General features: G+C 67.0%; 9 protein-coding genes. 2 read left to right on the top strand and 7 right to left on the bottom strand.

Annotation, left to right across the window (positions count from 1 at the left end; translation table 11 throughout):
• Nucleotides 1-14: 14 nt before the first annotated feature.
• On the bottom strand, nt 15-1,664 hold the full coding sequence (locus tag ACIPRI_RS13275) for an arylsulfatase (protein ID WP_446621919.1): 1,650 nt from the start codon (nt 1,662-1,664) through the stop codon (nt 15-17).
• A 20-nt stretch (nt 1,665-1,684) separates the two neighbouring features.
• Nucleotides 1,685-2,716 carry an HAD family hydrolase gene (locus tag ACIPRI_RS13270; protein ID WP_446621918.1) on the bottom strand — a complete coding sequence of 344 codons (1,032 nt, stop codon included), beginning with the start codon at nt 2,714-2,716 and terminating at the stop codon, nt 1,685-1,687.
• 281 nt (nt 2,717-2,997) lie between these two features.
• Here ACIPRI_RS13270 and ACIPRI_RS13265 point away from each other — a divergent pair, with 281 nt between their 5' ends.
• Complete coding sequence (locus ACIPRI_RS13265; protein ID WP_446621917.1) at nt 2,998-3,402, top strand: DoxX family protein; 405 nt, start codon at nt 2,998-3,000, stop codon at nt 3,400-3,402.
• 13 nt (nt 3,403-3,415) lie between these two features.
• Here the strand turns inward: ACIPRI_RS13265 and def are convergent, their stop codons facing one another.
• The 5 genes from def to smc all read right to left on the bottom strand — a co-directional run bounded on the left by def (nt 3,416) and on the right by smc (nt 11,193).
• On the bottom strand, nt 3,416-3,955 hold the full coding sequence (gene def / locus ACIPRI_RS13260; protein ID WP_446621916.1) for a peptide deformylase: 540 nt from the start codon (nt 3,953-3,955) through the stop codon (nt 3,416-3,418).
• A gap of 54 nt (nt 3,956-4,009) precedes the next feature.
• Nucleotides 4,010-4,282: a hypothetical protein gene (locus ACIPRI_RS13255; protein WP_446621915.1), complete on the bottom strand. Its 273-nt coding sequence runs from the start codon at nt 4,280-4,282 to the stop codon at nt 4,010-4,012.
• Nucleotides 4,283-4,389: 107 nt separating this feature from the next.
• Complete coding sequence (ligA, locus tag ACIPRI_RS13250) at nt 4,390-6,456, bottom strand: NAD-dependent DNA ligase LigA (protein WP_446621914.1); 2,067 nt, start codon at nt 6,454-6,456, stop codon at nt 4,390-4,392.
• Nucleotides 6,457-6,458: 2 nt separating this feature from the next.
• Nucleotides 6,459-7,565 (bottom strand): cell division protein ZipA C-terminal FtsZ-binding domain-containing protein, encoded by a 1,107-nt coding sequence (locus tag ACIPRI_RS13245; RefSeq protein WP_446621913.1) that lies wholly within the window; start codon nt 7,563-7,565, stop codon nt 6,459-6,461.
• 100 nt (nt 7,566-7,665) lie between these two features.
• Entirely contained in the window at nt 7,666-11,193 is a 3,528-nt protein-coding gene (gene smc / locus ACIPRI_RS13240; RefSeq protein WP_446621912.1) for a chromosome segregation protein SMC, read from the bottom strand.
• A gap of 781 nt (nt 11,194-11,974) precedes the next feature.
• On the opposite strand from smc, the gene ACIPRI_RS13235 reads away from it, so the two are divergent.
• Nucleotides 11,975-12,667, top strand: a complete 693-nt coding sequence (locus ACIPRI_RS13235; protein WP_446621911.1) for a mobilization protein — start codon at nt 11,975-11,977, stop codon at nt 12,665-12,667.
• Nucleotides 12,668-12,704 lie beyond the last annotated feature (37 nt).

The following is a 12,704-nucleotide window of genomic DNA, read 5'->3' as shown; positions in this document are numbered from 1 at the left end:
CACTCAGCCCACCGTCACTTCTTCGCAGCACCCTGGCGCCGCTTCGCCTCGATCCTCTCGTCCACACTCGCGCGCACCTGGTCGATGCTGAAGCTGGCCGGCTTCTGGCTGGGTGGATAGGCCACGAAGGTTTCGAGGAAAGCGGCGGCCTTCATGGTGCCCATTTCCGCCACATAGGCGTTCTTGGTGATCCAGTCGTAGTACTGATCGGAGACCACGTCCGCCCGCTCATACGGGTCCATGCGCAGGTTGAACACCTTCGGGAAGCGCAGGCAGGTGAAGGGATTGGACCAGACCTGCATACCGCCTGGCATCCGCTGCTCGCAGAAGACAATCTTCCAGTCGCCGTTGCGCATGGAGACCAGTTCGCCATCGTCATTGAAGTAGTAGAACTCGTCACGCGCGCTCTTGGGCGACTGGCCGGTCAGGTAGGGCAGCTGGTTGTAGCCGTCCAGGTGCACCTTGAAGCTGGTGCCGCCTGCCTTGGGCGCCCAGCCCTTGAGCAGCTTGTCCTTGACGCCGGTGTCGCCGGCCGCGGCCAGCAGGGTCGGGAACCAGTCGAGCCCGGAGAACATCTGGTTGGACACTTCGCCGGCCTTGATCTTGCCCGGCCATCGCACCATGGCGGGCACGCGGAAGGCGCCTTCCCAGTTGGTATTCTTCTCGCTGCGGAAGGGCGTGGTCGCCGCGTCGGGCCAGGAGAACTGGTTGGGGCCGTTGTCGGTGGTGTAGATGACGATGGTGTTGTCGGCGATCTTCAGGTCGTCCACCGCCTTGAGCAGCTTGCCGACGTCCTGGTCGTGCTCCCACATGCCGTCGCCGTACTCGTTGCCCGGCATGCCGCTCTTGCCCCGGTACTCGGGCCGCACGTGGGTGAACAGGTGCATGCGCGTCGTGTTCATCCAGGTGAAGAAGGGCTTGCCGGCTTTCACCTGCTTTTGCATGAACTCGATGGCCGCCGCCGTGGTCTCGTCGTCGATGGTTTCCATGCGCTTGGTGGTGAGCGCACCGGTGTCGTTGATCTTGCCGTCGGCGAAGGAATGGATGACACCGCGCGGCGAGGCGGCCTTGACGAACGGATCGTTCTTGTCCTTGGGCCAGTAGTCGCGCTGCGGCTCTTCCTCGGCGTTGAGGTGATAGAGGTTGCCCAGGAACTCGTCGAAACCGTGCGCGGTCGGCAGGTACTCGTCCTTGTCGCCCAGGTGGTTCTTGCCGAACTGGCCGGTGGCGTAGCCCTGCGACTTGAGGGCCTGGGCGATGGTGATGTCGCCCTTCTGCAGCCCGACCGACACGCCCGGCAAGCCGACCTTCGACAGGCCGGTGCGCAGCGGCGTCTGACCGGTGATGAAGGAGGAGCGCCCCGCCGTGCAGCTGTTCTCGGCGTAGTAGTCCGTGAACATCATGCCTTCCTTGGCGATGCGGTCGATGTTGGGCGTCTTGTAGCCCATCACGCCCATCGAGTAGGCGCTGATGTTGGTCTGCCCGATGTCGTCGCCGAAAATCACCAGGATGTTGGGCTTGGCCGACTGGGTCTGGCCCTGGGCCTGCGGCTTGGGCTGGGCTTGGGCTTGCGCACCGGTGGCGAGCACGGTGGTGCCGATCACCAGGCTGCAGGCCTGGAGCAGCCTGCGAAATCGATGCCATCGGGAATGGGTCATGCTCATCTCTTCACTCCTTGCGTTGTTCAAGGCTTTCGGGCCTCGGGAAAGATCTTCTTCCAGTCGTTCTTCATGCTGACGACGATCCATTTCTTCGCGGCCGCTTCGTCCAACGCCTTGTCCAGCTTGCCGAAGGGCGATGCGCGGTCGTAGGCGAATTCACGCTCCGCGTCGTCGTGGTGAACGATGAGCGCAAGGCGCCGCCCCGGGCCGCCGGCGGTGTACTGCAGCATCTGCAGGTCGCCATCCGAATTGCCGAAGGCCAGGATCGGCCGCTGGCCGATGTGCATGTAGATGCCCACCGGCTTGCCGGGGCCGTCATCCACGAAATGCAGGTTCGGCTGGCGCATCAGCCCGCTGCCGTCGAAGGCGATGCCTTGCGTAGAACCCACCACCTGCTCCGGCGGGATGCCGTACACCGCCTGGCTCCAGGGCCGCATGAACTCCATGGTGCCGCCCGAGACGATGAAGGTCTTGAAGCCTTTGCTTCGGAGGTAGCTCAGCAGCTCGAGCTGCGGCTGGTAGACGGTTTCCGTGTAGGGACGCTTCAGGGTGGGATGGTGCGCCGTCGCCAGCCACTGCCGGATCGACCTGTCGTACTCGTCCACCGACATGCCGCCGTTGGCCTGAACCAGCAGTTCCAGAAGCGGCTTCTCGCCCTGGGCCAGCGCGCCCTTCAGGTCATTGGCAGCCAGCGCCTTGTAGACCGGGTTGCTCGCCCATTGCGGGTTGCGCGGCGCCGCCACCTTGACCTGATCGATCATGAAGGCGAACTGCGTGTACATGGGCTGCTCGACCCACAAGGTGCCGTCGTTGTCGAAGGTGGCGATGCGCTGCGCCGGCGGCACGTAGTTGGGCGAGCCGTCACGCGTCACGTCGTCGACAAAGGCGATGATCGCCTGCCGCGCCGGGCCGTCGGCCCAGGACGGCAAGGGATCGCTGCCCGATGATGAAAGGCCGACGCAGCCTGCCGCGCCGAGCGCCACGAAGCTGGCCACGAGCCAGCGCGCAGCGCTGCGCCACCATGCGCTGCCTGCGCCACCAAAGAATACTGTCATAGCCACCGATGTCTTGTTGCTTCGGACCGGTTGGCTCCCTGAATTTGCCCGCTGCGCTTGTTTGTCGTTCTAGGCTGCGCATTTAACCCGGGTCGCGCGCAGCGTAGCTTGCCCGTGTGACCAAAGCAAGGGCAACGCTGTAAGACAAATCCTTCATTGATCGCGGAACTCGTCAGGGCGCCGATGCTCACAAGCGATTGCGCTTGCGCGCATCCGGTCTTGAACCACAATGGCGCTTTTTTTCGTCAACCAACCAAAGCAAAGAGAAAGTGGCAACTGCAATGATCCGTTCCGACGACACCGGCAAACTCATCCTTCGCCTCGCACTGGGCGTGCTCATCCTGCTGCATGGCATCGCCAAGATCAGCACCGGCGTGAGCGGCATTGCCGGCGGGCTGTCGGCGCATGGCTTGCCCGGCGCACTGGCCTACTTCGTGTATGTCGGCGAAGTGCTGGCGCCGGTGCTCATCATCGCCGGCATCTACACGCGGCCGGCAGCCTGGATCATGGCCATCAACATGCTGGTGGCCATCTACCTGGTGCACATGAAGGAGCTGTTCGTGCTGGGCAAGAACGGCGGCTGGGCGCTGGAACTGCAAGGCATGTTCCTGTTTGCCGCCATCGCCGTCGCCCTGATGGGCGCGGGCCGCTTCAGCGTGGGCGGCAGCGGCGGCAAATACAACTAAGGTAGCAAGGCACTCAGTCGTCTTCGGCGGCGTCCAGGCCTGGAAACAGGACCTCGGTGAAGCCGAAGCGCGTGAAGTCGCGCACCCGCATGGGGTAGAGCTTGCCCAGCAGGTGATCGACTTCATGCTGCACCACGCGGGCATGAAAGCCGCTCACCGTGCGGTCGATCGGATCGCCGTAGGGGTCGAAGCCGGTGTAGCGAATATTGGCAAAGCGCGGCACCACGCCGCGCAGGCCGGGCACCGAGAGGCAGCCTTCCCAGCCTTCTTCTTCTTCCTCGCCGATCGACGTGATCACCGGATTGATGAGCACCGTACGCGGCACGGCGGGCGCATCCGGATAGCGCGGATTGGGTGCATCGGTGCCGAAGATCACCAGTTGCAGGTCGACCCCGATCTGCGGGGCCGCCAGGCCCGCACCATTGACCGCGGCCATGGTCTCGAACATGTCGCGCACCAGCAGGTGCAACGCGTCACTGTCGAACTCGCCCACCGGCTGCGCCACGCGCAGCAGGCGGGGGTCGCCCATCATCAGGATTTCTCGAACAGCCATGCGCCGATTATGTGGCGCACGCGCCTGTATCCGCGCAGGACTGCGATAGCGCCATCAGCGCCAGTAGCCACGTCCGTAGTAGCCGCGTCCGTAATAGCCGGGCCGGCCGTAATAGGGGCGCCCGTAGTAGGGACGCCCGTAATAGCCGCCGACGCCGATGCCGACGCTGACCGGCGGTGCCACCACCACCGGCGCCGGCTGCACGTAGGCGGCCTCGCCATAGGGCCCGTAAGTGCCGTAGGCAGGCGGCGCGACCACGCATCCGCCCAGCAGGGCAGCGGCGCCGGCGGCGCCGCCGATGGCCATCCAGCGCAGTTGTCGTCTCATGGGGCGTTCTCCAGAATGTTGATCATCTGGCTCATTCAACGCCCGCGAACCTGCGCTGTTGACCCTGGCCGGTGAAGACCAGGTAAAGCTTGTGAACCGGCCCGGGATCAACCCGGCAACAAGGCCAGCATCTGCGCTTCGTCGATGATGGTGACGCCCAATTCCTGCGCCTTGTCCAGCTTGCTGCCGGCCTCGGCGCCCGCCACCAGGTAGTCGGTCTTCTTGCTCACCGAGCCGGCCACCTTGGCGCCGGCCGCTTCCAGCTTGTCCTTGGCCTCGTCGCGGCTCAGGTTGGGCAAGGTGCCGGTGATGACGAAGGTCTTGCCGGCCAGGGGCTTGGGCGCGCGTGCCGCCGGCTCGCCCTCTTCCCAATGCACGCCACAGGCGCGCAGCTGCTCCACGACCTCGCGGTTGTGCGCCTGCTCGAAGAAGGTCCGCAGGCTTTTCGCCACCACCGGCCCGACGTCGTTCACCTCGAGCAGCGCCTCTTCGCTCGCATCCATGATCGAATCGAGCTTGCCGAAATGCTTGGCCAGGTCCTTGGCGGTGCTTTCGCCGATATGGCGGATGCCCAGGCCGAACAGGAAGCGCGGCAAGGTGGTCTTCTTCGATTTCTCGAGCGCGTCCACCAGGTTCCTGGCGGACTTGTCGGCCATGCGGTCCAGCCCGGCCAGCGTCGTGAGGCCCAGCTTGTAGAGGTCGGGCAAGGTGCGGATCAGGTTGCTGTCCACCAGCTGCTCCACCAGCTTGTCGCCCAGGCCCTCGATGTCGAGCGCGCGGCGTGCCGCGAAGTGCAGGATCGCCTCCTTGCGCTGCGCACCGCAGAACAGGCCGCCGGTGCAGCGAAAGTCCGCCTCGTCCTCTTCGCGCAGCGCATCCGAGCCGCACACGGGGCACTTGGACGGCATGCTGAACACGGCCCCGCGCTGCTCGGGCGGACGGGCCACGCTTTCCGGCAGCACGCTCACCACTTCGGGAATGACATCGCCGGCGCGCCGCACGATCACCTTGTCGCCGATGCGAACGTCCTTGCGCCGCACCTCGTCCTCGTTGTGCAAGGTGGCATTGGTCACGGTGACGCCGCCCACGAAGATCGGCGCCAGCTTGGCCACCGGCGTCAGCTTGCCGGTGCGCCCCACCTGCACCTCGATGCCCAGCACCTCGGTCACCTGTTCCTGCGCCGGGTACTTGTGGGCCACCGCCCAGCGCGGCTCGCGCGAGACGAAGCCCAGTTGCTTTTGCAGCGCCAGGCTGTCGACCTTGTAGACCACGCCGTCGATGTCGTAGGGCAAGGCATCGCGCTCGCGGCCGGTCAGCTCGTGAAAGGCCACCAGCTCGGCCGCGCCGCTGGCGCGCTTGATCTGCTGCGCCACCGGGAAGCCCCAGGCGTGGAACTGCTGCAGCCAATCGAACTGGGTGGGCCAGTCGGGGCCGCCCTCGGCCGGTGGCGTGACCTCGCCCAGGCCATAGGCGAAGAAGCTCAGCGGCCGGTCGGCCGCGATGGCCGGGTCGAGCTGGCGCACGGCGCCGGCGGCGGCGTTGCGCGGGTTGACGAAGACCTTCTCGTTCTTCTGGCCCGCGGCGATCTTCTGGCGCTGGCGTTCGTTGAGCGTCTCGAAGTCGTCGCGCCGCATGTAGATCTCGCCCCGCACCTCGACCACCGCCGGCGGCTTGTCGCCATGCAGGCGCAACGGAATCTGCTGCACGGTGCGGATGTTCTGCGTCACCTCTTCGCCGATCTCGCCGTCGCCGCGGGTGGCGGCCTGCACCAGCACGCCATGCTCGTAGCGCAGGTTGATGGCCAGGCCATCGAACTTGAGCTCGCACACGTAGTCGATCGGCGCTGCGTCGGCCGCCAGTCCCAGCTCGCGCCGCACCCGCGCGTCGAAGGCGGCCGCGCCATTGGAGGTGATGTCGGTCTCGGTGCGGATCGACAGCATCGGCACCTTGTGCCGCACCTTGGCAAAGCCCTCCAGCACCGCCCCGCCGACACGCTGCGTGGGCGAATCGGGGGTGCGCAGCTCGGGATGCTCGGCCTCGATGGCCGAAAGGCGTGCAAAGAGCTTGTCGTATTCGGCGTCCGGCAGCTCCGGCGCATCGAGCACGTAGTAGAGATGCGCGTGGCGGTTGAGCTGCTCGCGCAGTGCGGCCGCTTCCTTCTTGGGGTCGGTCATCGTCAGGAAAAGAGTCGGCGCGCCAGCACGGAGCCGGCGGCCAGGTCACGCGAATCGAGCGTGTCGTAGAGCTGCTCGAGATCGGCGCCGATGATGTCCATGGTGTCCTCGCGCAGCAGCTGGCTGTCGCCGTCGGTCACCACGCCATCCATTTCGCTGGCCAGGGTGGCGGCCACCTGGCGCATGCGCTCGAAAGGCTGCTCGGTGCGCGCCACCTGCGGCACGTCCAGGCTCAGCACCAGCTCGCGGATGGCCGACTGCGTCGGGTCGTCGGCCAGCGCGGCCTGGGTGTCGAAGGCCAGGCCCAGGATCGGCGGCAGGCCGGCTTCGCTGGTGGGCAGCACCATGCGGCCGGGCAGCAAGCCGGCCACGAAGCCCAGGCGGCCCGCGTTCTGCTGCACGTAGCCAGGGCTCCAGGCCGCGTGGCGAGCGCGCAGCACGAAACTCAGCTGCGCATCGTGCGAGCTGGCGAACTGGTCGAGCTCGCGCGCACGGCCGACTTCGTCGAGCATTTCGGGAAACTGCGGCGTGCCATTGACGGCATCGGCAAAGCTGGACGCCTTGACCGCGAATTCGGAGTACTCGATTTCGTTGAGCGCGCCGGTGCGGTTGGCCATCTGCACGCCGGCCTGGAAGGCGCGGTAGCGCTGGCCGGGCGCGGGCGGCTCCCACTGCCCGTTGCTGTCGTTCAGCCCCTCGATCGCCACCGGCTTGCTGCCGGCACGGCGGGTGGCCGGCATGGCAGCCAGGGCGGCGTCGCCCGAGACGAGAGCATCGAGCGCAATGGGCGCGATCACGTCGATCAGCGGATCGAGGGCGCCGCGCCGCTCCACCGCGCCGACCGCCAGGGTGCCGGGCGCCGGCAGGTCGGGATCGAACAGGGGCTCGTGCCGCTCGGCGCTGGACGACATCGAAGGGTCGGCGTGCAGCACCGGCTCTTCACCGTTCTCGCCACGCATCGGTTGCGGCGCCGATGCCTGGCCCTCATCGGCCGGCAACTGCTGCGGCTGGCGCGGCGTGTTGCGGCGCGAGGTCCAGGCGTTGTAGCCAATGACGCCGGCCAGCACCAGGCCGCCGAGGATGGCCAGCGCGACCGTGAGACTGCTCATAGTGCCTCCACGCTTGCCACTTCGTGCGCTGCGCTCATTAGACTACCTTCGCCCTGACGGGCTGCGGTGCGAGCCCCCTTCGGAGCGGCCGGGCGGGGGCTCATGCTGCCTCGGCCATCGACGCGGCCGCTTCCATGTCCACCGCGACGATGCGCGAGACGCCCTGCTCCTGCATGGTGACGCCGATCAGCTGCTCGGCCATTTCCATGGCGATCTTGTTGTGGCTGATGAAGAGGAACTGGGTTTCGCGGCTCATGGCGGTCACGAGTTTGGCATAGCGCTCGGTGTTGGCATCGTCCAGCGGCGCGTCCACTTCGTCCAAGAGGCAGAAGGGCGCGGGGTTGAGCTGGAAGATGGCAAAGACCAGCGCGATGGCGGTCAGCGCCTTCTCGCCGCCCGAGAGCAGGTGGATGGTCTGGTTCTTCTTGCCGGGCGGCTGCGCCAGCACCTGCACGCCGGCATCGAGGATTTCGTCGCCGGTCATCACGAGCCGCGCATTGCCACCGCCGAACAGCTCGGGGAACATGCGGCTGAAGTGCTCGTTGACGATCTTGAAGGTGCCGCCCAAGAGCTCGCGGGTTTCGCCGTCGATCTTGCGGATGGCGTCTTCCAGCGTGTTGATGGCTTCGTTCAGGTCGGCCGACTGCGCATCGAGGAAGGTCTTGCGCTCGCTTGCCGTGGCCAGTTCGTCCAGCGCCGCCAGGTTGACGGCGCCCAGCGCCGCCACCTCGCGGTGCAGGCGATCGATTTCGCTTTGCAGGCCAGCCAGGCGCACCTTGTCGGATTCGATCGAAGCGGCCACTGCCTCCAGGTCGGCCTGTGCATCCGCCAGCAGCTGCGCGTACTGCTCGAAGCCGAGGCGTGCGGCCTGCTCCTTGAGCTGGAAATCGGTGATGCGCTGGCGCAGCGGCTCCAGCTCGCGCTCCAGCTGCAGGCGCCGCTCGTCGTTGGCGCGCAGCTTGATGGTGAGGTCGTCGTACTGGCTGCGGGTGGCGCCCAGCGACGCCTCGCGCTCCATCTTCATGGCCAATGCATCCTGCAGGCCGGCCTGCGCGGCTGCGTCCGACAGGCGCTCCAGCTCGGCGCGCGCACGCTGGTCTTCGTCGGCCAGCGACACGGTCTGCTGCTGCGCGGTTTCGATGGCGCGCTGCAGCTCGGCGCGGCGCTGCTCCAGCGTGCGCTGGGCAAAGGTGGCTTCCTGCGCCTGGCGCTCCAGGCTGCGGTGCTGCTCGCGGCTGGCGGTCAGGCGGCGCTGCGCCTCGATCACTTTCTCGTCGAGCTGGGCATGGCGCTCCTGGCTGTCGGCCAGCTGCATGTCCAGTTCTTCGAAGCGTGCTTCGGCGGCGACACGGCGTTCCTGCAGCTCCTCGAGCTGCGCGTTGACTTCGCCCAGGTCGGCGGCGAGCTGTTCGCTGCGCGCGCGCGTCTGCTCGGCCAGTTGGGTCAGGCGCAGCGTCTCGACCTGCAGCTCGTGCGAGCGTGACTGGGTGTCGGCCGCTTCGCGCCGCGCCGTCACCAGGCGCGAGGCGGCATCCGAGTACGCCGCTTCGGCACGCACCAGGGCGCTGCGCGCTTCTTCGCTGAGCAGGGCCTGGGCGCGCAGTTGGCGCTCCAGGTTTTCCATTTCCTGCTGGCGAGCCAGCAGGCCGGCCTGCTCGGAATCCTGCGCGTAGAAGTTGACGCCGTGGGCCGAGACGGCATGGCCGCTCTTGACATAGACGACGCCGCCGGGCGGCAGCTTGTCGCGCATGGCCAGGGCTTCTTCGAAGCTTTCGGCGGTGAAGCTGTCGTGCAGCCAGTCGGCGAGCAGCGCCTGCAGGCCGGCATCGTTCAGCCGCAGCAGGTCGGACAGGCGCGGCAGACTTCCTTGCGCTTGCGGCGCAGCGGCGCTGGGCGGGCTGTAGAAGGCCAGCTTGGCAGGCGGTGCGTCCTTGCCCTCGGTGCCGAGAAAGCCGCGCACCATGTCGAGCCGGCTGACTTCGAGCGCGCCCATGCGCTCGCGCAGCGCCGCTTCCAGCGCGTTCTCCCAGCCCTGCTCGATGTGAATCTTGGTCCACAGGCCCTGCAGGCCATCGAGGCCATGCTTGGCCAGCCAGGGAGCGAGCTTGCCGTCGGTCTTGACCTTCTCCTGCAGGGCGCGCAGCGCCTCCAGGCGGGCCGACAGCTCGGCGTGGCGGGCGCTTTCGGTGTTGACCTGCTGTTGACGCTCGCGGCGTGCGTCGTCCAGTTGCGGCACCGATTCCTGTAGTTCGTGCAGGCGTGCATCGGCTTCGCTGGCGGCTTCCTGCGCAGCGGCGAACTGCTCTTGCATGTCCTGCAGCTTGGCCTCGTCGGGGGCAGCCAGGGCACGCTTGTCGGTGTCCAGCCGCTCGGCACGCAGGGTCAGCTGGCGCACCTGGTCGTCGATGTTGCGCTGGTCGGCCGCCAGCACCTGGATCTGCTGCTGCACCTGGACGACAGCGCCGCGCTGGGCGTTGGCCTCGCCCTGGGCGCGCTGCAGGGCTTCCTCCAGCTCGGGCATGCGGGCGTCATGTTCTTCCAGCTGGGCGGCCAGCATGACGGCCTGCTCTTCGGCATCGACGCCCTGCCCGGCCAAGGTCTCGATCTCGGCCTGAGCCTCTTCCTTGCGGGTGCCCCATTGCGCGACCTGCTCGCGCAGCTGCACCAGGCGCTGCTCGACCCGTTGGCGGCCTTCCACCACGAAGCGGATCTCGCCTTCCAGCCGGCCCACTTCGGCGCTGGCCTCGTAAAGCTTGCCCTGCGCCTGGTTGACCTGGTCGCCGGCGGCGTAGTGGGCCTGGCGCACGGTCTCGAGCTCGGCCTCGACGTGGCGCAGCTCGGCGGTGCGCGCTTCCAGGTCGTTGATGGACTTTTCGGCATCCATCTTGATCTTGGCCTGGTCGCCTTCACTCTCGGCGCGCTTGAGGAACCACAGCTGGTGCTGCTTGCGCGTGGCGTCGCTTTGCAGGGTGTTGTAGCGGGCCGCGACCTCGGCCTGCTTCTCGAGCTTTTCGAGGTTGGCGTTGAGCTCGCGCAGGATGTCTTCGACTCGCGTGAGGTTCTCGCGGGTGTCGCCCAGGCGGTTCTCGGTCTCGCGGCGGCGCTCCTTGTACTTGGAGACTCCGGCCGCCTCTTCCAGGAACAGGCGCAGTTCCTCGGGCTTGGATTCGATGATCCGGCTGATGGTGCCCTGGCCGATGATGGCGTAGGCGCGCGGGCCCAGGCCGGTGCCGAGGAACACGTCCTGCACGTCGCGCCGGCGCACCGGCTGGTTGTTAATGAAGTAGCTGCTGGTGCCGTCGCGCGTCAGCACCCGCTTGACGGCGATCTCGGTGAACTGGCTCCACTGGCCGCCGGCGCGGTGGTCGCTGTTGTCGAACACCAGTTCCACGCTGGACCGGCTGGCCTGCTTGCGGGTGGTGGTGCCGTTGAAGATCACGTCCTGCATGGACTCGCCACGCAGCTCCGAGGCCCGCGATTCGCCAAGCACCCAGCGCACCGCGTCCATGATGTTCGACTTGCCGCAGCCATTGGGTCCGACCACGCCGACCAGCTGGCCGGGCAACATGAAGTTGGTCGGTTCGGCGAAGGATTTGAAGCCGGAAAGCTTGATCGAGTTGAGGCGCACGAGCTTTAGCCTTGCTTGGCCGTCGTCTTGTCTCGGGAAGACAACAAGCCAAGCTGTTGATTTGTAAGGAAATTTTTCGCAGCGAGCGCGGGGCGTCGCGGGGACGATGATAACTTGAGGGGGACCGGGGATTGCCCTAGTTCGGCGTTGTTTGGCGCTCGTGGCGTTCGCCTCTTTTGGGCGTCCGCCCGGCATGCGCTGCCCGCTGTCAGCCTTCGCTGTGGCGGTCGCTTCGCGACTGCCCTGCGCTGCTCGCGAGCCCGGCCCCGCGGCAGAACTCACTGCGCGAGCTGCGCTCGCTCCGTTCAAACAGCTGCCGCAAGCTAGATGTTGAAGCACGCGTGTCCTTCGGCACGCGTGCGGGCCGGGCCCACTGCGCTGCTCGGCGCCACAGAGGCGGCCGCCAGCGGGCAGCGCATGCCGGGCTCCGAGGCGATCAACGGCCGCGCTTGCCGCGACCGTTGGGGGGGAGCGTTCAGCCCCAACTTGTCACGTCGGCGGGCGGTGTGTGTCGGGGGCCGCCTCTGTGTCGCCGAAGCGCGCAGCGACTCGCGGGAAAAGGGCCGCGCACTGTTTGAGCGGAGCGAGTTTGCGCGGACCCCGCGAGGCGCGAGCACTGCAGGGCAGCCCGAAGGGCCGACACAGCGAAGGTCCCCGGTACACACCGCCCGCCGACGCACCCCGGACGAAGCACAACGCGAGAACACACAAGGTGCCCCCTAGAATGCCTCGGGGCAACCCAAGACCCGCGCCTGGCGCGCTTCATGCAACCCAAGGACACATGAGTTCACTCAATTTCATTGGCGGCGAAAAAGGCGGCGTGGGCAAATCGGTGACGGCGCGCCTCCTGGCGCAGTACTTCATCGATCGCAGCAGGCCTTTCGTCGGCTTCGACACCGACCGCTCGCACAGCTCCTTCACCCGCTTCTACCAGGGCTTCGCCTCGCCGGTGGTGGTGGACAGCTTCGAGGGGCTGGACACGGTGGTCAACGGCTTCGAGAGCAACCCCGAGCAGAGCGTGATCGTCGACCTGGCGGCGCAGACGCTGGCGCCGCTGGCCAGGTGGATCAAGGAATCGGACCTGTTCGGCGTGTTTGCCGAGATGGGCGTCGCCGTCAATTTCTGGCACGTGCTGGACGACGGCCGGGATTCGACCGATCTCCTGGGCACCCTGATCGGCACCTTCAGCGACAAGCCCAACTACATCGTGGTGCAGAACTACGGGCGCGGCAGCGACTTCGCCCTCTTGCTCGGCTCGCAATCGCTGTCCAGGGCCATGCTGGCCGGCGCCAAGGTCATCGCCCTGCCTCGGCTGCACGACGCCAGCATGCGCAAGATCGACGCGCAGAACACCAGCTTCTGGAAGGCCGCCAACGACCGCGAGAGCCCTTCGGCGCTGGGCCTGCTGGAACGCCAGCGCGTGAAGAGCTGGCTGGCGACGACTTACGCCGCCTTCGACACGCTGCCCTTGTAGGCTCTCGGCCGGTCCGCCGGCCGTGCCTTCCGTTCAG

This window comes from Variovorax sp. LARHSF232 (assembly GCF_052871435.1).
Note: the sequence above shows the minus strand (reverse complement) of the source record. Positions and strands in the feature narration are given on the sequence as shown.

Excerpts from the sequence above, each read along its gene's own strand:
- ACIPRI_RS13275 (WP_446621919.1), bottom strand. The coding sequence starts at position 1,664 with ATGAGCATGACCCATTCCCGATGGCATCGATTTCGCAGGCTGCTCCAG.
- ACIPRI_RS13270 (WP_446621918.1), bottom strand. The coding sequence starts at position 2,716 with ATGACAGTATTCTTTGGTGGCGCAGGCAGCGCATGGTGGCGCAGCGCT.
- ACIPRI_RS13265 (WP_446621917.1), top strand. The coding sequence starts at position 2,998 with ATGATCCGTTCCGACGACACCGGCAAACTCATCCTTCGCCTCGCACTG.
- def (WP_446621916.1), bottom strand. The coding sequence starts at position 3,955 with ATGGCTGTTCGAGAAATCCTGATGATGGGCGACCCCCGCCTGCTGCGC.
- ACIPRI_RS13255 (WP_446621915.1), bottom strand. The coding sequence starts at position 4,282 with ATGAGACGACAACTGCGCTGGATGGCCATCGGCGGCGCCGCCGGCGCC.
- ligA (WP_446621914.1), bottom strand. The coding sequence starts at position 6,456 with ATGACCGACCCCAAGAAGGAAGCGGCCGCACTGCGCGAGCAGCTCAAC.
- ACIPRI_RS13245 (WP_446621913.1), bottom strand. The coding sequence starts at position 7,565 with ATGAGCAGTCTCACGGTCGCGCTGGCCATCCTCGGCGGCCTGGTGCTG.
- ACIPRI_RS13235 (WP_446621911.1), top strand. The coding sequence starts at position 11,975 with ATGAGTTCACTCAATTTCATTGGCGGCGAAAAAGGCGGCGTGGGCAAA.